The organism is Mycobacterium vicinigordonae, from assembly GCF_013466425.1.
GTDB classification, from domain to species: Bacteria; Actinomycetota; Actinomycetes; order Mycobacteriales; family Mycobacteriaceae; genus Mycobacterium; species Mycobacterium vicinigordonae.
Map to the genome: position 1 here is coordinate 2,540,200 of NZ_CP059165.1, position 21,570 is coordinate 2,561,769.

Consider the following 21,570-nt stretch of genomic DNA (forward strand, 5'->3'; position numbering starts at 1 on the left):
CTTACGAATACTGCGGACCCGGGTACTGGCCCGGCGGCGGGCCGGGTGGCAGACCGCCCGGTGCATCCGCCGGAACCACCTGTCCGCCGGAGAGCTTGCGGTAGGTGTAGGTCAGTACGAGCGCGCTGACCGGGACGGCCACCAACAGGCCGATCCCGCAGGTGATCTGGCCAAGGATGGCGGCAGCGACCAGGACGAGCACGCACAACAGCGCGGGGCCGACGTTGGCCCGTACGGTAGCGATACTGGCCTTGATCGCCTCGACCGGTGACAGGGACCGGTCGATCGCGAACTGGATCGAGAACATCGCCAGCACAGCGAAGATCAGCCCGGGGATGATGCACAGGATGGTCCCGATCGTCACGCCGATACCCACCAACAGCATCGTGAGTACCGCCCCGCCCAGATTGCGGGGCTTGAAGAACGTCCCGATGGACACCGGGCGGCCGTCGGCGATGTCGAGGGTTCCAGACGCGAACGAGGCCTGCTGGTAAATCCCAACCGCGGCGACCAGCAGGTAAATGACCAGGGAGAGGGCCATTGCGCCGCCACTGGCCGCGGAGTCCGGGGCTGAGGAGTAGGTGCCGGTCTCGGCGTCGTAATGGGTGCCCCCGCCACTCATGGCGGCTGCGAAGGTAGTCGCGTAGACCACTCCGATGAGCACGCCGTTGATCAGGCTGTAGACCAGGGCCGGGACGATCAGCGCCGCGGCGTTCTTGGTGAACTTGTTCCACGCCCAGCCCACCGCGTCACCGATGCTGAACGGCACGCCGGGTCCGCCTGCCGGCGGGTAGCCCGCCGGCGGCCCGCCGGGAGCGCCGTAGCCGGGGGGCGGGGGCGGGGGCTGGCTGCCGTAGCCGGGCGACTGATAGCCGCCCGGCGGGCCCTGTGGTGGCGGTGGGGGCGTGTAGCTAGGCGGCGGCGCGCCGTAACCACCTCCGGGCGGTGGCCCGCCGTAACCCCCTCCGGGTGGCGGCGGGGGCGGGTAGCCCTGCGGATCGGACGGGTTGCCTGGATATTCTGGCGGCTGGCTCATGGCGGTCCTAGTTGCCTCGTAGTTCGCTCTGGTCGATCGGGGCCTCAACTTTTCAATCAGGCGTAGCAAACGGGAACTTAGCAAATCAGAGCCGGGATCGCGCGCATTGGTCGGCTATCTGCACAGCGTGGTATGCCTGAACTCGTGTCCGACGGTCTGTTCGACCTTCCCCGGGAGCCGGTCACCCCTGGCTTGAGCGGCGCGGAAGCGGCGGCGGCTGCGTCAGTTTCGGCGCCGCTGGCGGTGCGGATGCGTCCGGCGACGCTGGACGAAGTCGTCGGGCAGGACCATCTGCTGGCGCCCGGATCCCCGCTGCGGCGTCTGGCCGAGGGCTCCGGTGTCGCGTCGGCCATCCTCTACGGGCCGCCGGGAAGTGGTAAGACCACCTTGGCTTCGTTGATCTCCCAGGCCACCGGCCGTCGATTCGAGGCGCTCTCGGCACTGTCGTCCGGGGTCAAAGAGGTGCGGGCGGTGATAGAGCAGGCGCGCCGGGGCCTGCTTTCCGGCGAGCAGACGGTGCTGTTCATCGACGAGGTGCATCGCTTCTCCAAGACTCAGCAGGATGCGCTGCTGGCCGCCGTGGAGAACCGGGTGGTGCTGCTGGTGGCGGCGACCACCGAGAATCCGTCCTTCTCAGTCGTGGCGCCATTGCTGTCGCGGTCGCTGATCCTGCAGCTGCGGCCGCTGACCGCCGACGACATCCGCGCCGTGGTGCAGCGCGCGATCGACGACCCCCGCGGCCTAGGCGGCAAGGTAGCCGTCGATGCCGCCGCCGTCGACCTGCTGGTGCAGTTGGCGGCCGGCGACGCCCGCCGCGCCTTGACCGCGTTGGAGGTGGCCGCGGAGACGGCGGGGGAGGCCGCGGTGACCGTCGAGACGGTCGAGCAGTCCCTGGACCGGGCCGCGGTGCGCTACGACCGCGACGGCGACCAGCACTACGACGTCGTCAGCGCGTTCATCAAGTCGGTGCGAGGCTCGGATGTGGATGCGGCGCTGCACTACCTAGCCAGAATGCTGGTCGCCGGCGAGGACCCCAGGTTCATTGCGCGCCGGCTGATGATCCTGGCCAGCGAGGACATCGGTATGGCAGACCCGACCGCCCTGTTGGTGGCGGTGGCCGCCGCGCAGACCGTCGCACTGATCGGCATGCCCGAGGCGCAGCTGACGCTGGCGCACGCCACCGTGCACCTGGCGACCGCGCCGAAGTCCAACGCGGTGACCACGGCGCTGGGCGCGGCGATGGGCGATGTCAAAGCGGGCAAGGCCGGCATGGTGCCGCCCCAGCTGCGTGATGGGCACTACTCCGGTGCGGCGGCACTGGGCAATGCACAGGGCTACAAGTACTCCCACGATGACCCGGATGGTGTTGTAGCACAACAGTATCCGCCGGATGAGCTGGTTGGGGTGAACTACTACCGCCCGACGGGCCGGGGCGGGGAACGGGAGATGGCCGGGCGCTTGGAGCGGTTGCGAGCCATCATCCGCGGGAAACGGCGCTGACGGGTCGCCCGTGCGGGCCCACCCGCGATTTGCTGCGCTGAAATCGCGGTGGGGTCCGCTTCGTGGACCCGAAGGTTCAGACCAGTTCGGGCACCCGCAGCCGGGCGATTGCCAGCTCGAATTCGCCGACGTCGTCCTGGTCGATTCCAAGGTCCCGCAGGATCGCCGTGCGCAGCGAACGCGCCGCCTCGCTGCTGCGATCCATTGCCTCGCGGCTGTCGTAGGTCACCGACACCACCGCCCGCGCCGAGGTGCGGTCGATCATCAGGCTGGCGCTGCAGAATCCGTCGAACTGCTCGACGGCCGGCAGCACTGCCAGCTTGTAGTAGTCCAGGGCCTGGTCGAATCTCTCCGGCCGGGCCTTGAGCCAGGTGGCCCGCACGCAGGCGCCCAGGCCCGAGCGGTGGTCGCGGTGCAGCATCGAGATGTCCCACTGGTCCACCACTGCGCTACCGCCGAAGATCTTGACGGCCCTGCTCCGGATCGGCCACACCCGCTCCGCACTGCCGCGCATCGCCTCCGCGGTCTCCCAGGCGCTGGTCGCCACGCACCGCGCGGATTCGCGGTCCACCAGCAGCGACATGCCCAGGCACCCGTCGATGTCCTGCAGGGTTGGCAACACCACGTCGCGCATATGGGCCACACCCATGTTGAGCAGCGAAGGTTGCGCCTGGATGGTGGTAGAGCGTGCGTACACGATCGGTCCCTTTCTCCCGTCTTTGGTGGTGCATCACCCACCTTCCTCCGACCCCGCGGGTGTGGCAACCGTCACACTGTCGATTGGCAGCGCGCCGACGCCGCGCCGTACGCTGGACCGGATGCATACCGACGTGCTTGAAGTGGACACCGCGCGTCGCCGCATCGTCGATCTGACTGAGGCGGTGCGCAGGTTCTGCGGTAGTCACGAAGACGGCCTGTGCAACGTCTTCGTCCCGCACGCCACCGCCGGGGTGGCCGTCATCGAGACCGGCGCCGGCTCCGACGACGACCTGGTCGACACGCTGGAGCGGCTGCTGCCGCGCGACGATCGCTACCGGCATGCGCACGGATCGCACGGGCACGGCGCCGACCATGTGTTGCCGGCCATTGTCTCGCCGTCGGTGACGGTGCCGGTCCATGGCGGCGAGCCGCTGCTGGGCACCTGGCAAAGCGTCGTGCTGGTCGACCTGAACCGTGACAACCCCCGGCGGTCGGTCCGGTTGAGCTTCGTCGAAGGCTGAATGGAAGGCTAAGCGGGCCGAATTCCGTATTCGGTAGCCGGCCGCGGCGAATAGGCTGAAGGTTGACCCCGTACCGAAGCAAGGAAGAAGAACAGTGCAGACACACGAGATCAGGAAGCGTTTCCTTGATCATTTCGTGAAGGCCGGTCACACCGAAGTGCCTAGCGCCTCGGTGATACTCGATGACCCCAACCTGTTGTTCGTTAACGCCGGCATGGTGCCGTTCGTGCCGTTCTTCCTGGGGCAGCGTACTCCGCCGTACGCCACGGCGACCAGCATCCAGAAGTGCATCCGCACGCCGGACATCGACGAGGTCGGCATCACTACCCGGCACAACACGTTCTTCCAGATGGCCGGCAACTTCAGCTTCGGCGACTACTTCAAGCGTGGCGCCATCGAACTGGCCTGGGCGTTGCTGACCAACCCGGTTGCCGACGGGGGATACGGGTTGGATCCCGAAAAACTCTGGGCAACAGTCTATCTCGATGACGAAGAGGCGGTAGGGTTGTGGCGGGAGATCGCCGGCCTGCCGCCCGAGCGGATCCAGCGCCGCGGCATGGCCGACAACTACTGGTCGATGGGCATTCCGGGCCCGTGCGGGCCGTCCTCGGAGATTTACTACGACCGCGGCCCCGAGTTCGGCGTCGACGGCGGCCCGATTGCCAACGAGGACCGCTACCTCGAGGTCTGGAACCTGGTGTTCATGCAGAACGAGCGCGGCGAGGGCGCCTCAAAGGAGGACTACGAGATCCTCGGGCCGTTGCCGCGCAAGAACATCGACACCGGTATGGGCGTGGAGCGCATCGCGCTGGTGCTGCAGAACGTGCACAACGTCTACGAGACCGACCTGCTGCGTCCGGTGATCGATCTGGTGGCCAGCCGCGCACCCCGCGGATACGACGTCGGTAATCACCCCGACGATGTCCGCTATCGCATCATCGCCGACCACAGCCGCACCACCGCCATTCTGATTGGCGACGGTGTCAGCCCCGGCAATGACGGCCGCGGCTACGTACTGCGCCGACTGCTGCGGCGAGTCATCCGCTCGGCCAAGCTGCTTGGTATCGAAACCCCGATTGTGGGGGAGCTGATGGCCACCGTGCGCGACGCGATGGGCCCCTCCTACCCCGAGCTGGTAACCGACTTCGACCGGATCAACCGCATCGCAGTGGCCGAGGAGACCGCGTTCAACCGCACCCTGGCCGCGGGGTCCAAGCTTTTCGATGATGTGGCCGGCACCACGAAATCGGCTGGCGCGACCGTGGTTTCCGGCTCGGACGCCTTTACCCTGCACGACACCTACGGCTTCCCGATCGAACTCACCCTCGAGATGGCCGCCGAGTCGGGCCTGACCGTCGACGAGGCCGGTTTCCGGGAGCTGATGGCCGAGCAACGGCAGCGCGCCAAGGCCGACGCGGCCGCGCGTAAACACGCCCACGCCGACCTGACCGCCTACCGTGAACTGGTCGACGCCGGCCCCACCGAGTTCACCGGTTTCCACGAATTATCTTCTGAGGCAAAGATACTCGGAATTTTCATCGACGGCCGCCGGGTTCCGGTGGTGTCACATTCGGACAGCGCGGACGCCGACCGCGTCGAGCTGATCCTGGACCGCACACCGTTGTACGCCGAGTCGGGCGGCCAGATCGCCGACGCCGGCACCATCACCGGCACCGGATCCGGCGGCAGCGCCAAGGCCGCCGTCGGCGACGTGCAGAAGATTGCCAAAACCGTTCACGTGCACCGCGTCACGGTCGAATCGGGCGAGTTCGTCGAGGGCGACACCGTTGTTGCCGCGGTGGACCCGGGCTGGCGCAAGGGGGCCACCCAAGGTCACTCCGGCACGCACATGGTCCATGCCGCGCTGCGCCAAGTGTTGGGCCCCAACGCTGTTCAGGCCGGGTCGCTGAACCGTCCGGGCTACCTGCGGTTCGATTTCAACTGGCAGGGTCCGCTCTCAGAAGAGCAGCGCACCGAGATCGAGCACGTCACCAACGAGGCCGTGCAGGCCGACTTCGAGGTACACACGTTCGTCGAGAATCTCGAGAAGGCCAAGGCGATGGGCGCGATGGCGTTGTTTGGCGAGGCCTATCCGGAGCGGGTGCGGGTGGTCGAGATGGGCGGACCGTTCTCCCTGGAGCTGTGCGGCGGCACCCATGTGCACAACACCGCGCAGATCGGCCCGGTGACCATCCTGGGCGAGTCGTCGATCGGTTCGGGAGTGCGCCGGGTCGAGGCCTACGTGGGGCTGGAGTCGTTCCGGCACCTAGCCAAGGAGCGCGCGCTGATGGCCGGACTGGCGTCATCGCTGAAGGTGCCCTCCGAGGAGGTGCCGGCCCGGGTAGCGGGTCTGGTGGAGCGACTCAAGGTTGCCGAGAAGGAACTCGAGAAGTCCAGATTGGCCAACGCGCGGGCGGCGGCGACAAACGCTGCCGCCGGGGCCGAACGGATCGGTAACGTCCGCCTGGTGGCGCAGCGCATGTCGGCTGGGATGACGGCAGCAGACCTGCGCACCCTGGTCGGCGACATCCGCGGCAAGCTGGGCGCCGACCCGGCCGTGGTGGCCCTGATCTCGACAAGCTCGGCAGGGGAGGGCTCTACCGTGCCGTACGCGGTGGCGACCAATCCCGCCGCGCAGGACCTGGGTTTGAGCGCTAATGAACTGGTCAAGCAGCTTGCGCAGGCGGTCGAGGGACGCGGCGGCGGCAAAGCCGACCTGGCGCAGGGTTCGGGTAAGAACCCGACCGGTATCGAGGCCGCCCTTGCCGCGCTGCGCGCGGAGATCGCAGCGATAGCGCGGGTCGGTTGAGTGGCTGACGAAGCTGACCCCAGACGAGGACGCCGCATCGGCGTGGACGTCGGCACGGTGCGCATCGGGGTCGCAGTCAGCGATCCCGACGGCATCCTGGCTACTCCGGTGGAGACCGTCCGCCGCGACCGATCCGGCAGACATCTGCGTCGGCTGGGCGCCCTGGTATCCGAATACGAGGCCGTCGAGGTGGTGGTGGGGTTGCCGCGAACGCTGGGCGACCGCATAGGTTCGTCGGCGCAGGACGCGATCGAGCTGGCGGACCTGCTGGCGCAGCGCATCGCGCCCGTCCCGGTGCGGCTGGCGGACGAGCGGTTGACCACGGTCGCCGCGCAGCGGTCGCTGCGCGATGCGGGGATGCGGGCCAGGCAGCAGCGCTCGGTGATCGACCAAGCGGCTGCGGTCGGGATCCTGCAGGGCTGGCTCGACCAGCTGCGTGCTCGCGCAGCCCGCCCCGCCGAGCAGGCGTCCGATGTCTGACCTGGACGAAGGCCGGGCCGAGCGCCGAGCCGAACCCGTCGCCGTGGGCACCGGTGGGCCGCGCCGGACCCGGGCGCAGCGCAAGCGCGCCCAGCGCATCCGTCGTCGCCGACGCATCGCCGGCGGTCTTGCGGCCGGTCTGCTGGTCGCGGTCGTGGCGGCCGCGGTGCTGCTGGGCGGCAAGCTGTGGCATCTGGTGTCGGGCACGGACAACGACTTCACCGGCGACGGCAAGCGCGACATCGTGATCCAGATCCAGGCAGGCGACTCGACCACTGCGGTGGGGGAGACGCTGCTGCAACGCGGCGTGGTGCGCACCGTGCGGGCGTTCGTCGACGCGGCCCACGGCAATGCCGCAATCTCATCGATCCAGCCGGGCTACTACCGGATGCGAACGGAGATCCCGGCGGCCAATGCGGTCGCCCGGCTGGCGGACCCGGGTAGCCGGGTGGGCAAGTTGGTCATCCCGGAGGGTCGTCAGCTAGACGACACCACCGACATGAAGACCAACAAGACCACCCCCGGCATCCTCACCTTGATCTCGCGGGCCACCTGCGTGGACCTCGACGGCAACCAGCGCTGCGTCTCGGTGGCCGACCTGCGCACCGCGGCCAGCAAGAGCACACCGGCCGCGCTGCTGGTGCCGGACTGGGCCCTGGCGCGGGTGCGGGAACTCGGCGACGACCATCGCCGTATCGAGGGGTTGATCGCACCGGGCACCTTCAACATCGACCCAGCGGCCTCCGCGGAGACGACGCTGGCAAACCTGGTCAGTGCCGGCGCGGTGCAATCCCTGACCTCCGGTCTACTCGACACCGCCAAATCGCTGGGACTGTCGCCGTACGAGATCCTCGTGGTGGCCTCGCTGGTCCAGCAGGAAGCCAACGCGCAGGACTTCGCGAAGGTGGCGCAAGTCATCTACAACCGGCTGCACGAGCACCGCCGGCTTGAGTTCGACTCGACGGTGAATTACCCGCTGGATCGCCGCGAGGTGGCTACCACCGACGCCGACCGCGCACAGCACACGCCGTGGAACACCTACATGGTCGAAGGCCTGCCGCGCACGGCGATCTGCTCACCCGGAGTGGACGCGCTGCGCGCCGCCGAGCATCCGGCGCCGGGCGACTGGCTATATTTCGTCACCATCGACAGCCAGGGGACCACCCTATTTACCCGGGACTATCAGCAGCACCTGGCGAACATCGAACTGGCCAAGCGCAACGGTGTCCTCGATTCCGCACGCTGACGGGCGCCCCCGCAAGGCGGGCGTGCTGGGCTCACCCATCGCGCATTCCCGGTCGCCACAACTGCATTTGGCCGCGTACCGGGCACTGGGCCTGCGCGGCTGGACCTACGACCGCATCGAGTGCGACGCCGACGCGCTGCCGGGCGTGGTCGGCGGGTTCGGGCCGGAATGGGTCGGGGTTTCGGTGACCATGCCGGGCAAGTTCGCCGCGCTGCGCTTCGCCGACGAGCGCACCGCGCGGGCCGAGCAGGTTGGGTCCGCCAACACCCTCGTACGCACGGCGCGCGGCTGGCGAGCCGACAACACCGACGTCGACGGCGTCGCGGGTGCGCTGGGATCGGTATCGGGAGACGCGCTGGTGGTCGGATCGGGCGGCACCGCGCCGGCGGCCGTCGTCGCGCTGGCCGCGCTGGGCGCCGATTGCATCACGGTGGTGGCGCGCAACCCGGAGAAGGCCGGGCGGCTGGTGGAACTCGGCCTGCGGGCGGGCGTCGCGACTCGGTTCTGCGGCCTCGACGACGCGGCTTTGGCCGATCGGGTGGCCTCGGCGGCGGCGCTGGTCAGCACCATCCCGCCCGATGTTGCGGCGCGCTACGCCGACACCTTCGCCGCCGTCCCGGTGCTGCTGGACGCCGTCTACGAGCCCTGGCCGACGCCGTTGGCCGCCGCGGTGCAGGCGGCCGGGGGCCGGGTGGTGAGCGGCCTACAGATGCTGCTGCATCAAGCGTTCTCGCAGGTGGAGCAGTTCACCGGACTGCCGGCTCCGCGCGAGGCGATGACTTGCGCGCTGCGGGAATTGCTCTAACGTGCCCCGGCATGCGGATCGCGTGCGGGAGTGTGGTGCTGGCCTGGCTGGCGGTGTTGAGCGCGTGTGACATCCGCCACCGCCGACTGCCGAACCTGCTGACGCTGCCCGGTGCGTTCGTGCTGCTGGTGGGTGCTGGGTGGGCTGGGCGCGGGGTTCCGGCGCTGCTCGGCGCGGCGACCCTGACGGCGCTGTACCTGGCAGTGCATTTCCTGGCGCCGGCGGCGATGGGCGCCGGCGACGTCAAGCTGGCCATCGGGCTGGGTGCGCTGACCGGCTGCTTCGGGGCCGACGTGTGGTTTTTCGCGGCGTTGGCAGCGCCGCTATGCACGGTGGTGATCGCGGCGGCGGTCGGGCTGCGCACCCTCGCTCACGGTCCGTCGATGTGCCTGGCCAGCGCGCTGGCCGTCGGCCTGGCGCTGCTGTAGGGGCACGTTCACCCTGCGGGTCGGCCGGTGCTGTTCGAACTGCTTCGACATAGGCGCAGAGTCCAAACCGCGGATTGTTCCGTGGGAAGATGTTCGGGTGTTGCGCTGGATAACTGCCGGGGAATCCCATGGCCGGGCGCTGGTGGCCATGGTCGAGGGCATGGTCGCCGGCGTCGAAGTCACCTCCACCGAAATCGCCGACGAGCTCGCCCGGCGCCGGTTGGGCTATGGCCGCGGCGCCCGGATGAAGTTTGAGCGTGACGCGGTGACCATGCTGTCTGGGGTCCGGCACGGCGTGACCCTGGGCGGCCCGATCGCCATCGAGATCGGCAACACTGAATGGCCCAAGTGGGAAACCGTGATGGCGCCCGACCCGGTCGACCCCGCCGAGCTGCAGAACAGCGCCCGCAACGAACCGCTGACCCGGCCGCGGCCCGGGCACGCTGACTACGCCGGCATGCTCAAGTACGGCTTCCAGGACGCCCGCCCGGTGCTGGAGCGGGCTAGTGCCCGCGAGACCGCCGCTCGGGTGGCGGCCGGGACCGTGGCTCGGGCATTCCTGCGTCAGGCGCTGGGCGTCGAGGTGCTCTCCCACGTCATTTCGATTGGCGCCTCCACGCCCTACGACGGTGCGCCGCCGCGGGCCGAAGATCTCGCCAAAATCGACGCCAGTCCCGTCCGCGCATTCGATGAGCAGGCCGAGCAGTCCATGATCGCCGAGATCGAGGCGGCCAAGAAGGACGGCGACACCCTGGGCGGCGTCGTCGAGGTGGTCGCGCTGGGCCTGCCGATTGGGCTTGGCTCCTTCACTAGTGGCGACAACCGCCTCGACAGCCAACTGGCCGCCGCGGTGATGGGCATCCAGGCAATCAAGGGGGTGGAGATCGGCGACGGGTTCCAGACCGCGCGCCGCCGCGGCAGCCGCGCCCACGACGAGATGTATCCCGGGCCGGACGGCGTCGTGCGCTCCACTAACCGAGCCGGCGGGCTGGAAGGTGGGATGACCAACGGCCAGCCGTTGCGGGTGCGCGCGGCGATGAAACCGATCTCCACCGTGCCGCGGGCGCTGGCCACTGTCGATATGGCCACCGGCGACGAGGCGGTGGCTATCCACCAGCGGTCCGACGTGTGTGCGGTGCCAGCCGCCGGCGTAGTGGTCGAGACCATGGTGGCCCTGGTGCTGGCCCGGGCCGCGCTGGAAAAGTTCGGCGGCGACTCGCTGGCCGAAACCCGCCGCAACATCGAGGCCTACCGGCGTTCGGTCGCCGACCGCGAGGCGCCGGGCGCGCGGGCGTCCGGAAGCTAGTCTGAGATGGCTCCCAAAGCGGTACTCGTGGGCTTGCCGGGTTCCGGCAAGTCCACCATCGGACGCCGGCTGGCCAAGGTGCTCGGGGTGAGCATGCTGGACACCGACGCCGCCATCGAGGAGAAAACTGGTCGCACCATCGCCGACATCTTTGCCACCGACGGCGAGCAGGAATTCCGCCGCATCGAGGAGGAGGTGATCCGTGCGGCTCTGGCCGAGCACAATGGGGTGCTGTCCCTGGGGGGCGGCGCGGTCACCAGCCCCGGGGTGCGCGCCGCGCTGGCCGGCCACACCGTGGTCTACCTGGAGATCGGCGCCGCCGAAGGCGTACGGCGCACTGGCGGCAGCACCGTGCGGCCGCTGCTGGCCGGCCCGGACCGCGCCGAGAAGTTCCGCGAGCTCATGACCACCCGCATCCCGCTGTACCGCCGCGTCGCAACCATCCGGGTCGACACCAATCGGCGTAACCCCGGTGCGGTGGTCCGCTACATCGTGTCCCGGTTGCAGACTCAAGTAGAGGCCGCCACATGACAGACAAGGATTCGCCGGTCACCGTCGAGGTGGCTGTCGACCCGCCCTACCCCGTAGTGATCGGCTCGGGGTTGCTTGACCAGCTTCAGCAACTGCTCGCCGGCCGGCACAAGGTGGCCATCCTGCACCAGCCGGTGCTGACCGACACCGCCGAGCAGATGCGTATCCGCTTGGCCGACAACGGAGTTGACGCACACCGAATCGAAATCCCGGACGCCGAGGCCGGAAAAGATCTGCCGGTGGTCGGCTTCATCTGGGAAGTGTTGGGCCGCATCGGAATCGGTCGCAAAGATGCCCTGGTCAGCCTGGGCGGCGGCGCGGCCACCGACGTCGCCGGATTCGCGGCGGCCACCTGGCTGCGGGGTGTGTCGATCGTGCACGTACCCACCACCCTGCTCGGCATGGTCGACGCTGCTGTCGGTGGCAAGACCGGCATCAACACCGAGGCGGGCAAGAACCTGGTCGGTGCGTTCCACCAGCCGCTGGCCGTGCTGGTCGACCTGGCAACGCTAAAAACTCTGCCACACAACGAGATCGTTGCTGGAATGGCTGAGGTGGTGAAAGCTGGGTTCATCGCCGACCCGATGATCCTGGACCTGATCGAGGCCGACCCGCAGGCGGCGCTGGACCCCGACGGCAAAGTGCTGCCCGAACTGGTCCGCCGCGCCATCGCCGTCAAGGCCGAGGTGGTCGCCGCCGACGAGAAGGAATCCGAACTCCGCGAAATCTTGAACTACGGCCACACTCTGGCCCACGCGATCGAACGCCGGGAGCGCTACCGGTGGCGGCACGGCGCGGCGGTGTCGGTTGGTCTGGTGTTCGCCGCGGAACTGGCCCGGCTGACCGGCCGCCTCGACGACGAGACCGCCGCGCGCCACCGCAATATCCTGACCTCGCTGGGCCTCCCGGTCAGCTACGACGCGGACGCGTTGCCTCAGCTGATCGAATTCATGGCCGGGGACAAGAAAACGCGCGCCGGTGTGCTGCGGTTCGTGGTCCTCGACGGGCTGGCTAAGCCGGGACGGTTGGTCGGGCCCGATCCGGGACTGCTGGTGACCGCGTACGCCGGAGTGTGCGCGCCATGACCATCACCGTAAACGTGTTCAACGGGCCCAACCTGGGTCGGCTCGGTCAGCGCGAGCCGGCTGTCTACGGCAGCACCACTCACGACGAACTGGTCGCCCTGATCGAGCGCGAGGCGGCCGAGCTGGGCATCAAAGTTGTTGTACGACAAAGCGACAGCGAAGCCGAACTTCTCGACTGGATTCACCGGGCCGCCGACGCTTCGGAGCCGGTGATACTCAACGCCGGCGGGCTTACCCACACCTCGGTGGCACTGCGTGACGCCTGCGCCGAACTGAGCGTGCTGATCGAGGTGCACATCTCCAATGTGCATGCGCGCGAAGAGTTTCGCCGCCACTCTTACCTGAGCCCGGTCGCCACGGGGGTAATCGTGGGCCTGGGAATCCAGGGTTACCTGCTGGCGTTGCGCTACCTCGCCGGGGCCTGACTCGAAAAGTCCGATCCGCTGCGCACGCCTGCGCGGTGCTAGTCCTTGCGGGGGTCCGGCTTGGTGTGGTCGGCGTCGGTGCGAATGATCTCGGTCTTGGCTTCGGGATCGTCGGTGCGAATTACTTCGGTCTTGGGGTCGTCCTCGTGGGTGCGGATGATCTCGGTCTTGGCGTCACTGTCGTGGGTTGGAATCACCTCGGTGCGCGAGTCTTGTTCGCGTTCCATGGTCGCCACCGGCGAGGTGCGCTCCTCGGTGGCCACCGCTGTCGGTATTTCCCCGGTCGGGCTGTCGTCGGCGCGGACCGCGGAGAAGACGTCCGTGTCGGCACGGTCGGGGCCGCCACGCGAGCCATCGTGCTTCTCGACCGGGGGAGCGGTGCGATCCACCCGCCAGCGGCCGAGCGACACACCGACGATGGCGAACAGGAAGACCAGCAGGGCGGTGAACGCTGCGAACGTTGTTAGCTCGTTGAGCAACCCGCCGGTGTAAATCGCCTTGTAGAACAGCGCGATGATCCAGGCGACCGCGCCGCTGATCAAGCCGGCCACCAGGCCGGCCAGCAACCACACCATGGCCAGGTCCTCGCGGCGGTCGGGGTCGGGGTTGGTCTTGGCGTCGGCGCGACCGTCGAAGGTGCCCCAGACCGCGGCGCAGATGATGAAGATCGTCAGCAACACGATGCTGATCAGCGCGGACTGCGTCTGCCATGCGTTGATCAGCGCTCCCTGCACCAGGCGAAGGACGACCATCCCGGCCGCAAAGACCAATCCACGCACCATCCACTTGTTCATGGGCAAACAGCGTAGCGAGTACCGTCAAGGGTCGTGACACATTCCCAGCGCCGACACAACCTCAAATCCAAAATCGGTGCCGCCGGACTAGACGCGATACTGGTCACGGACCTGATCAATGTGCGGTATCTGTCCGGTTTCAGCGGCTCCAACGGCGCGTTGCTGGTGTATGCCGACGAGCGGGAGGCGGTGCTGGCCACCGACGGCCGATACCGCACGCAGGCGGCGCAGCAGGCACCCGATTTGGAGGTGGCGATCGAACGCGCGGTCGGGCGCTACCTCGCCGGACGCGCTGGGCAGGGCGGCGTGCCGAAACTGGGTTTCGAAAGTCACGTCGTCACGGTCGACGGCTTCGATGCGCTGGCCGAGGAATTGGACGGTCACCACACCGAGTTGGTTCGGGCATCGGGGACCGTGGAGGTGTTGCGCGAAGTCAAGGATGCCGGAGAGCTGGCGCTGTTGCGGCTGGCCTGCGAGGCGGCCGACGCCGCGTTGGCCGATCTGGTGGAGCGCGGCGGGCTGCGGCCGGGGCGCACCGAGCGCGAGGTGAGCCGCGAGCTGGAGAGCCTGATGCTCGACCACGGCGCCGACGGGATCTCGTTCGAAACCATCGTTGCCGCCGGGGCCAATTCGGCGATCCCGCACCACCGGCCCACCGATGCCGTGCTGGCCAGCGGGGATTTCGTCAAGATCGACTTCGGCGCCCTGGTCGCGGGATATCACTCCGACATGACCCGCACGTTCATCCTGGACAAGGCGGCCGAGTGGCAGTTGGAGATTTACCAGCTGGTCGCCGCGGCGCAACGAGCCGGTCGGGAAGCGCTGCACCCCGGCGCCGAGTTGCGCGAGGTCGACGGCGCGGCGCGGCAGGTGATTGCCGAGGCCGGCTACGGCGACAACTTCGGTCACGGCCTGGGTCACGGGGTAGGCCTGCAGATCCATGAAGCGCCAGGCATCGGGGCCACGTCCGCTGGAACACTGCTTGCCGGTTCCGTTGTGACCGTGGAGCCTGGCGTCTATCTACCCGGCCGTGGTGGTGTCCGCATCGAGGACACCCTGGCGGTCCCCTCGGCAACATCGAATGCAGTGCTTCACGACGCCCACGATGACTCTTCGAAAGCCGAGCCGATCCCGGAGTTGTTGACCCGCTTCCCGAAGGAACTGGCCATCCTGAGTTAGCAGGGGCTGTTCCCGGACCTGAAGAATTTTCCGATTCGAGGAGTGGTGTGCCCACTGTCGGTGCTTTGCTGGTGGGTCCGTTGAATTACCTTGCAGCAAGGCTTGAGCCTTGCCTGCGGATCGCAGTATCGTCTGACTACCGACTGTTCGCCGGCGATCCGGGCTCCAGTTCGGGAACATGTGGTCGGGTCACATGGGAGGTGTCAAGTGTCCTTTGTGACCGTAGGGCCGGCAAGTCTGGCCGAGTCGGCTTCGGATTTAACCAGGCTTGCTTCGACGATTAACGAGGCCAATGCGGCGGCGGCGGCTCGGACGACCGAGCTGCTGGGCGCGGGCGCTGATGAGGTGTCGGCGGCCGTCGCGGCGCTGTTTGGCGCGTACGGCCAGGAATACCAGGCGCTGAGCGTGCAGGCGACGGCATTTCACGAGCGCTTCGTGCAACTGATGCGCGGTGGCGCGGGGCAGTACGCATTGGCCGAGGCCGCCGCTGCCTCGCCGCTGCAGACCGCGGAGCAGCAGCTGCTCAACTTGATCAATACGCCGTTCGTGACACTGACCGGGCGCCCGCTCATCGGCAACGGCGCCAACGGGACTCCCGGAACCGGACAAAATGGTGCGCCGGGCGGGTGGTTGATCGGCAACGGCGGCGACGGCGGGTCCGCCAGGGCCCAGAGCGGCGCGCCCGGCGGGAACGGCGGCCAGGCTGGGCTGTTCGGCAACGGCGGTGCCGGCGGTGCGGGCTGGACAGGTCTCGCCGGCCAGGGCGGGCCCGGTGGGCGTGGCGGCGACGCTGTGTTGTTCGGCTCCGGTGGGACCGGTGGCACTGGCGGCCTCGGTGCCGCGATGGGTGGGGCCGGGGGTGCCGGCGGAAACGCCGGCATACTCTTCGGCCGTGCCGGAATCGGAGGTGCCGGCGGGCCCGCTCTGAATACCGGTACCGGTGGTGCTGGCGGTGCCGGCGGAGTCGGCAGTCTGTTCGGCACCGGCGGAGCCGGTGGGGTCGGCGGCGCGGGCAACGCCAACTTCGATGGGGCCGGCGGTGCCGGCGGGGCCGGTGGGGCCGGTGGGCTGTTCGGCGGCGGTGGTGCCGGCGGTGCCGGCGGAGCCACCGCCGCCAACGGCGGGGTAGGCGGGGCTGGCGGGGCCGGTGGCAACGCGGGCATCTTCGCCCTCGGTGCCGGCGGCGGGGCTGGCGGTGCCGGTGGCACCGAAAACAATCCCGCTATTGGCGGGACCGGGAGCGGTGGAGCCGGCGGCGCTGGTGGAGCCGGCGGCCTGTTCTTCAGTTCCGGCGGCGCCGGCGGTGCTGGTGGAAACGGCATCGGTGGTGGTGGCGGCGGTGGGGCTGGCGGCAAAGCAGGGCTGATTGGCGACGGAGGTAATGGCGGTGCCGGTGGCAGCGCTGCCAATGGCGACGGCGGCTCGGGTGGCGCTGGGGGCGGCGCCTTCCTGATCGGCAACGGTGGTAACGGCGGCAATGCCAGCACCGTCGGTGGTAAGGGCGGTATCGGTGGCGTCGGCGGACAGCTGTTCGGCTTGAACGGGACAAACGGGTTGGCACTGTAAACAAGACGGCTCTCGAGCCCGGGTAAACTACTGCGGGTGCCACCGGCCTTGCGCCAACGCAGGTACGGGCCGACCTCCGCGCAAGCAGGAATTGACATTAAGGTCGGGCGGCGGCGAAGAATCAACGACGCCAGTGAACTGGCCGTCCCGTAGGGAGACTTGACTGTGGCGAGCACTGCTGACTTCAAGAACGGACTTGTCCTGGTCATTGACGGCCAGCTCTGGACCATCACCGAGTTCCAGCACGTCAAGCCTGGCAAGGGCCCGGCGTTCGTGCGCACCAAGCTCAAGAACGTGCTGTCCGGCAAGGTCGTCGACAAGACCTACAACGCGGGCGTCAAGGTCGACACCGCCACCGTCGATCGCCGCGACACCACCTACCTTTACCGCGACGGCTCGGATTTCGTGTTCATGGACAGCCAGGACTACGAGCAGCATCCGCTGCCGGAGTCGCTGGTCGGCGACAACGCCCGCTTCCTGCTGGAGGGTCTGCCGGTACAGGTGGCGTTCCACAACGGTGCCCCGCTGTACATCGAGCTGCCGGTGTCCGTCGAACTAGTGGTGTCGCACACCGAGCCCGGCCTGCAAGGCGACCGGTCCAGCGCGGGCACCAAGCCCGCCACCGTCGAGACCGGGGCGGAGATCCAGGTGCCGCTGTTCATCAACACCGGCGACAAGCTCAAGGTGGACACCCGCGACGGCAGTTACCTGGGCCGGGTCAACGCCTGAGCATGCCGGCCGGGGAACCCAAGCCGGACAAGCCGGCACCGAAACCGACTCGCCCGGTCAAGGGGCGCCATCAGGCGCGTAAACGAGCGGTCGACCTGCTGTTCGAAGCCGAGGCGCGTGGTCTTAGCCCCGCCGAAATGGTCGACGTCCGGACCGAGCTGGCCGCCGCCAACCCCGAGGTGGCTCAGCTGCACCCGTACACGGCCGCGGTGGCCCGCGGGGTCGCCGAGCACGCCGCCCATATCGACGATCTGATTAGCGCCCATCTGCAGGCCTGGACTCTGGACCGGTTGCCCGCGGTGGATCGCGCGGTGCTGCGCGTCGCGGTCTGGGAGCTGCTCTACGCCGACGACGTGCCCGAGCCGGTCGCGGTCGACGAGGCGGTCGAGCTGGCCAAGGAGCTGTCCACCGACGACTCGCCAGGGTTCGTCAACGGCGTGCTGGGCCAGGTCATGCTGGTGACGCCGCAGATCCGGGCGGCGGCCCAGGCGGTGCGGGGGCAGTCCTCGTGACCCGACTGGAGCTGCGCGTGGTTCTGTCGGTGCTGGCGGCGGTGATCGTGGTGGTGGGCGCCGTGGTGAGTTCGGCGTTCGGATGGACCATCGTGGCCTCGGTGCTGGCGATTTTCGCGCTGGGTGTGGGCGCCTGGGTGTACCACGCCGTCGAACGGCTGATACTGGCGCGCCGGATAAGCACGGTCCGCACCGCGGCCAAGCCGCTGCAACCGCTGCTGCCGGTGATGGCCGCGATTATGGGCCTGACCCAGGGTGTAGTGCGCTCACTCACCGACGTCACCGATCTGCCCGGAAAGCGTTGGGAGATGCCGCAAGTGCCGATACTCAAATGGATGGAGAACCCACTCGGCAACCGCGCCAACCGCCAAGTCGTGGACAGCGACGACGAGACGGACGACTGAACCTTCCGGAGCGGGTCGAATGATCACCTTGGACCGCCTGGTCAATGTCCTGGGTGGCTACGGCGTCCGGCTGCGCTGGTCGTCGGTGCCACGCTCAACCGAGCTGCGCAGCGTGGTGATCCACGAATCGGCCCCGGGCGGGGCCGGGTGGGGTGACCTGTTGCTGGCGATCGGCGCCGCTTCGCCGGCCGAAGCGGTGCAGTGGGCGGTGGCGACGCACGCCGTGGTCGTGCTGATCCGCGACGTCGACGAGCCCATCACGACCGTCGACGATTGGGCCGGTGCGGTGCTGGTCCTGGAACCGACGGTCTCGTGGAGCGAGGTCGCCGCCGTGGTGTACGGGCTGGTCCTCGAGGGTCGCGAAACCGAGTCCGGCCGCGGACCCACCGACCTGTTCGCCCTGGCCGACAGCCTGGCCGAGGCCACCGGTGCGGCGGTGACGATCCAGGACCCGCTGTTGCGGGTGCTGGCGTATTCGCGCCGGCACAACGCGGACCCGGCCCGGGTGGCCACCATTCTGGAGCGCCAGGCGCCGGTCGAACTGCGGGCGCTGTTCGAACACCGGGGCGTATTGGCGCACCTCGCGGCCTCCGACGAGCCGCTGTTCGTCGCGCCGGCACCCGAACACGGGTTGTCCGGACGGATGGTGGTCGCGGCACGCTCGGGACGGGAGCTCCTGGGCTCAGTGTGGGTGGCGTGCCAGGCCGAGCTGAACGGCGCCCCGCGTACCGCGCTCGCCGAGGGTGCCCACACGGTGGCACTGCATCTGTTGCGTTCTCGAGCGAGTGCGGACCTGGAACGTCAAGTGGAATCAGACCTGGTGATCCGCTTGCTGGAAGGCACGATCGACGCCGCGACCGTGGTGAGCCGGCTGGGCCTGCCGCCCGGCCCACTTCGGGTGATCGCGCTGCAGGCCGCGATCGGTGCCTCCCGCGATGCGGCGCTGTTGTTGGCGTTCGACCGCGCCACCACGGGGTTCGGGTGGTCGCGGCCGGGGCGAAGCGCGTTGATCCGCAACACCATTTACACGTTGCTGCCCGGCGATCCGGCCGATGGCGCGCGGCGCTGGATCAGCGGGTTGCGGGCCGCGCTGCCCGAGGACGTTGTGGTCTCGGCCGGGATCAGCGCACCGGCCGAGCCGACCGATCTTGCGGCGGCCCGCCAGGAGGCCGACGAGTGCTTGGCGCTGCGGGAGGCGTCTGCGCCGGAGTTGCCGCCGCCGGCATACGACGAGTCGTGGGACGAGGTGCTGCTACAACGGCTGCGGACTGCCGCTCGTGCGGGTCGCGCGCCGGAGCGGGGACCGGTGGCGGAACTGCGCGCGCACGACCGTGCCCACGCCACCGACTACGTCGCGACGCTGCGGGCCTGGCTGGCCGCTCAGGGCGACCCGGTCGGGGCCGGTGAGCGGCTCGGGGTCCACGAGAACACGGTGCGTTACCGGCTGCGCAAGATGGGCGAGATCACCGCGCTGCCGCTCGATGACGCGCGCAAACGACTGGCGATGACGATCGAACTGGCGGCGACCGACCCCGACTGACGCTGTTCCAGCGCGACAAACCGCCCTGCCTGATTTGTTCCGCCACGGCAATGATTGCCGGGCAGGCGGGCGCGACTATGAAACGGTGAGGTCACCTATCGCCCTGCTGCTGGTGCTGATCGCCGTGTCGGCGGCGATGATCACCGGCGTCAGCGTGTATGATGCCCGCGCCGACTTTTACGCCGAACAGGCACACAACCGTCGCCAGGTCACCGCGACGGTCGTCAGTACGGCGCCGCGGCACCGTGACCTGGACAGCCCGCTGGCTGCCGTGCCGGCCCGCTGGTCTGCGGCCGGCTCCGAACACAGCGGTGCCGTGGTCACCAACCGGTCCGCCAAAACCGGTGACACCATTCATATTTGGGTCGACGACACCGGGCAGGTGGTGAATCCGTCGGCTACCACCGCGCTGGACGAGGCCGTGATGACCGCACTCGGGGTCGGCTTGGCGGTGTTCGTCGCGGGGGTGTCGGTGCTCGGGATCGCACGGCTCGCCCTCGCGGGCATCCAGCATCAGAAATAACCGCGCCCCGGGTGTTGTCGGGACCCGACAATCCGTCGGCGCTGTGTTGTCCGGATCGGGCAAGCACCCCGCAGTCACCCTCACCACCATGGGAAATATCAGCTCAGAGCTTTCGGAGGTGCGTGATGGTGGTCGACAGCGAGCAGATCGACAGCGGACCCCGGTCCGCGATCGTCGTCGGGGCGGGCATCGTCGGATTGTCGACGGCCTGGTTCCTGCAGGAACGTGGGGTCGACGTCACGGTGGTCGACGGTAGCTATGTGGGAGCCGGTGCGTCCGGCGGCAACGCCGGATGGATCGCCCCGGGGCTGATCGTGCCGCTGAACTCGCCGGCGGTGTTGCGCTACGGGCTGCGGTCGCTCCTCGACCCCCTTGCCCCGCTGCATATTCCGGCCCGACCGGATCCCAAGCTTGCGAAGTTCTTGCTGCAGTTCGCCGCCAGTTGCCGGCACGCGCCGCGGACACGCGCGCTGCGGGCCAATGTGCCGCTGAACGCGGAGTGCGTGGAGGCGTTCGAGGTGCTCGTCGGCAACGGCATCGATGCGCCGGTGACCGATGCGCCGATCACCGCGGTCTTCCGCACCTCCGAGCAGGCGCAGCACCTGCTGGCTGAGCTCCGCGAGGTCGAAAGCGCCGGCCAGACAATCGATATCACCTCTATCGTGGGAGCTGCCCTGCGCGAACAGGTGCCGGTGGCGTCGGACACGGTCACCGCCGGACTCAACATCAACGGGCAGCGCTTCGTCGACCCGGGCCGGTTTGTCGCCGCCTTGTGCCGCGCGGTGATCGAGCGCGGAGCTACCACGTGTCGACTGCAGGTAGCGGGCATCGGTACTTCGCGCACCGGCATCGCGGTGCTGCCGAGCAGGGGCACGGCCCTGAAGGCGGACGTTGTCGTCCTCGCCACCGGTGCGCAGCTGTCGCGGCTGGCCGGCCGCTGGATGAGGGTGCCGGTGCGGGCCGGCCGCGGCTATTCGTTCACTGTGCCGGTCGAGCGTCCGGTACCCGGTCCCATCTACCTGCCGGACGCGCGGGTGGCATGCACGCCCTACCGCGGGAAGCTGCGGGTGGCCGGCACCATGGAGTTCCGCGGGGTGCACGAACCTGGCCGTCCCGAACGCGTCGATGCGATTGTGGCGTCGGTGCGCCCGTTGCTGGACGGTGTGTGCTGGGGGGCGCGCACCGACGTCTGGGTGGGTGCCCGACCCGTCACTCCGGACGGTCGGCCGGTGATCGGTCAGGTAGCGCCGGGGGTGTACGTGGCCGGTGGGCACGGCATGTGGGGATTCGCGCACGGGCCGGTCACCGGCCGACTGCTGGCTGAGCAGATCACCACCGGCAAGCAACCGCAGGAACTTCGTGAGTTCGACCCGTTACGCAGGGTCGGGCGCTGAAACCTGGCCGTCACCGGCCGTCGAGTCGTCAGGGACGGCTGCCCCCCTGGGCCCGTCC

General features: G+C 68.8%; 22 protein-coding genes. 19 read left to right on the plus strand and 3 right to left on the minus strand.

The genetic code is table 11. From position 1 onward, the window contains the following. Position 1: 1 nt before the first annotated feature. A complete protein-coding gene (locus H0P51_RS11735; protein ID WP_180918200.1) occupies positions 2 to 1,036 on the minus strand; it encodes a DUF2189 domain-containing protein in 1,035 nt (344 codons plus the stop codon). A 132-nt stretch (positions 1,037 to 1,168) separates the two neighbouring features. Between H0P51_RS11735 and H0P51_RS11740 the strand changes: the two genes are divergently transcribed. After that, the gene (locus H0P51_RS11740; protein ID WP_180918201.1) at positions 1,169 to 2,536 is read left to right on the plus strand and encodes a replication-associated recombination protein A; all 1,368 of its coding nucleotides are present in this window, start codon (positions 1,169 to 1,171) and stop codon (positions 2,534 to 2,536) included. A gap of 76 nt (positions 2,537 to 2,612) precedes the next feature. Here H0P51_RS11740 and H0P51_RS11745 read toward each other — a convergent pair whose 3' ends face one another. Continuing rightward, positions 2,613 to 3,233 carry a hypothetical protein gene (locus H0P51_RS11745; RefSeq protein WP_180918202.1) on the minus strand — a complete coding sequence of 207 codons (621 nt, stop codon included), beginning with the start codon at positions 3,231 to 3,233 and terminating at the stop codon, positions 2,613 to 2,615. A 133-nt stretch (positions 3,234 to 3,366) separates the two neighbouring features. On the opposite strand from H0P51_RS11745, the gene H0P51_RS11750 reads away from it, so the two are divergent. From H0P51_RS11750 to aroQ, 10 genes are all read left to right on the plus strand, one after another. Then, entirely contained in the window at positions 3,367 to 3,756 is a 390-nt protein-coding gene (locus tag H0P51_RS11750) for a secondary thiamine-phosphate synthase enzyme YjbQ (protein ID WP_180918908.1), read from the plus strand. A gap of 94 nt (positions 3,757 to 3,850) precedes the next feature. Continuing rightward, entirely contained in the window at positions 3,851 to 6,565 is a 2,715-nt protein-coding gene (gene alaS / locus H0P51_RS11755) for an alanine--tRNA ligase (protein WP_180918203.1), read from the plus strand. Beyond that, positions 6,566 to 7,045 carry a Holliday junction resolvase RuvX gene (gene ruvX, locus H0P51_RS11760; RefSeq protein WP_180918204.1) on the plus strand — a complete coding sequence of 160 codons (480 nt, stop codon included), beginning with the start codon at positions 6,566 to 6,568 and terminating at the stop codon, positions 7,043 to 7,045. Further along, the gene (gene mltG, locus H0P51_RS11765; protein ID WP_180918205.1) at positions 7,038 to 8,291 is read left to right on the plus strand and encodes an endolytic transglycosylase MltG; all 1,254 of its coding nucleotides are present in this window, start codon (positions 7,038 to 7,040) and stop codon (positions 8,289 to 8,291) included. The genes ruvX and mltG overlap by 8 nt, the downstream gene beginning before the upstream one ends. Continuing rightward, positions 8,278 to 9,096, plus strand: coding sequence for a shikimate dehydrogenase (locus H0P51_RS11770; RefSeq protein ID WP_180918909.1), 819 nt, complete (start codon positions 8,278 to 8,280; stop codon positions 9,094 to 9,096). Before mltG ends, H0P51_RS11770 begins: the two co-directional genes overlap by 14 nt. Before the next feature lie 11 nt (positions 9,097 to 9,107). Continuing rightward, a complete protein-coding gene (locus tag H0P51_RS11775; RefSeq protein ID WP_180918206.1) occupies positions 9,108 to 9,524 on the plus strand; it encodes a prepilin peptidase in 417 nt (138 codons plus the stop codon). A 97-nt stretch (positions 9,525 to 9,621) separates the two neighbouring features. Then, on the plus strand, positions 9,622 to 10,830 hold the full coding sequence (aroC, locus tag H0P51_RS11780) for a chorismate synthase (RefSeq protein ID WP_180918207.1): 1,209 nt from the start codon (positions 9,622 to 9,624) through the stop codon (positions 10,828 to 10,830). A gap of 6 nt (positions 10,831 to 10,836) precedes the next feature. Continuing rightward, positions 10,837 to 11,361, plus strand: coding sequence for a shikimate kinase (locus H0P51_RS11785; protein WP_180918208.1), 525 nt, complete (start codon positions 10,837 to 10,839; stop codon positions 11,359 to 11,361). After that, positions 11,358 to 12,446 (plus strand): 3-dehydroquinate synthase, encoded by a 1,089-nt coding sequence (gene aroB / locus H0P51_RS11790; RefSeq protein WP_180918209.1) that lies wholly within the window; start codon positions 11,358 to 11,360, stop codon positions 12,444 to 12,446. The genes H0P51_RS11785 and aroB overlap by 4 nt, the downstream gene beginning before the upstream one ends. Next, the gene (gene aroQ / locus H0P51_RS11795; protein ID WP_180918210.1) at positions 12,443 to 12,871 is read left to right on the plus strand and encodes a type II 3-dehydroquinate dehydratase; all 429 of its coding nucleotides are present in this window, start codon (positions 12,443 to 12,445) and stop codon (positions 12,869 to 12,871) included. Before aroB ends, aroQ begins: the two co-directional genes overlap by 4 nt. Before the next feature lie 38 nt (positions 12,872 to 12,909). Here aroQ and H0P51_RS11800 read toward each other — a convergent pair whose 3' ends face one another. Next, positions 12,910 to 13,665, minus strand: coding sequence for a B-4DMT family transporter (locus tag H0P51_RS11800; protein WP_180918211.1), 756 nt, complete (start codon positions 13,663 to 13,665; stop codon positions 12,910 to 12,912). Positions 13,666 to 13,698: 33 nt separating this feature from the next. Here H0P51_RS11800 and H0P51_RS11805 point away from each other — a divergent pair, with 33 nt between their 5' ends. The 8 genes from H0P51_RS11805 (at position 13,699) to H0P51_RS11840 (ending at position 21,512) form a co-directional block, all read left to right on the plus strand. Then, entirely contained in the window at positions 13,699 to 14,844 is a 1,146-nt protein-coding gene (locus tag H0P51_RS11805) for a M24 family metallopeptidase (RefSeq protein WP_180918212.1), read from the plus strand. Between the two features lie 207 nt (positions 14,845 to 15,051). After that, positions 15,052 to 16,410 (plus strand): PE family protein, encoded by a 1,359-nt coding sequence (locus tag H0P51_RS11810; protein WP_180918213.1) that lies wholly within the window; start codon positions 15,052 to 15,054, stop codon positions 16,408 to 16,410. 165 nt (positions 16,411 to 16,575) lie between these two features. Continuing rightward, on the plus strand, positions 16,576 to 17,139 hold the full coding sequence (gene efp, locus H0P51_RS11815; protein ID WP_180918214.1) for an elongation factor P: 564 nt from the start codon (positions 16,576 to 16,578) through the stop codon (positions 17,137 to 17,139). 2 nt (positions 17,140 to 17,141) lie between these two features. Then, positions 17,142 to 17,651 (plus strand): transcription antitermination factor NusB, encoded by a 510-nt coding sequence (nusB, locus tag H0P51_RS11820; protein ID WP_180918215.1) that lies wholly within the window; start codon positions 17,142 to 17,144, stop codon positions 17,649 to 17,651. Further along, positions 17,648 to 18,055: an antitermination protein NusB gene (locus H0P51_RS11825; RefSeq protein ID WP_180918216.1), complete on the plus strand. Its 408-nt coding sequence runs from the start codon at positions 17,648 to 17,650 to the stop codon at positions 18,053 to 18,055. Before nusB ends, H0P51_RS11825 begins: the two co-directional genes overlap by 4 nt. Positions 18,056 to 18,074: 19 nt before the next feature. After that, on the plus strand, positions 18,075 to 19,595 hold the full coding sequence (locus H0P51_RS11830) for a PucR family transcriptional regulator (RefSeq protein ID WP_180918217.1): 1,521 nt from the start codon (positions 18,075 to 18,077) through the stop codon (positions 19,593 to 19,595). Between the two features lie 85 nt (positions 19,596 to 19,680). Further along, the gene (locus H0P51_RS11835; RefSeq protein WP_180918218.1) at positions 19,681 to 20,118 is read left to right on the plus strand and encodes an Rv1733c family protein; all 438 of its coding nucleotides are present in this window, start codon (positions 19,681 to 19,683) and stop codon (positions 20,116 to 20,118) included. Positions 20,119 to 20,243: 125 nt separating this feature from the next. Continuing rightward, on the plus strand, positions 20,244 to 21,512 hold the full coding sequence (locus H0P51_RS11840; RefSeq protein WP_425488993.1) for an NAD(P)/FAD-dependent oxidoreductase: 1,269 nt from the start codon (positions 20,244 to 20,246) through the stop codon (positions 21,510 to 21,512). Positions 21,513 to 21,570: the final 58 nt, after the last annotated feature.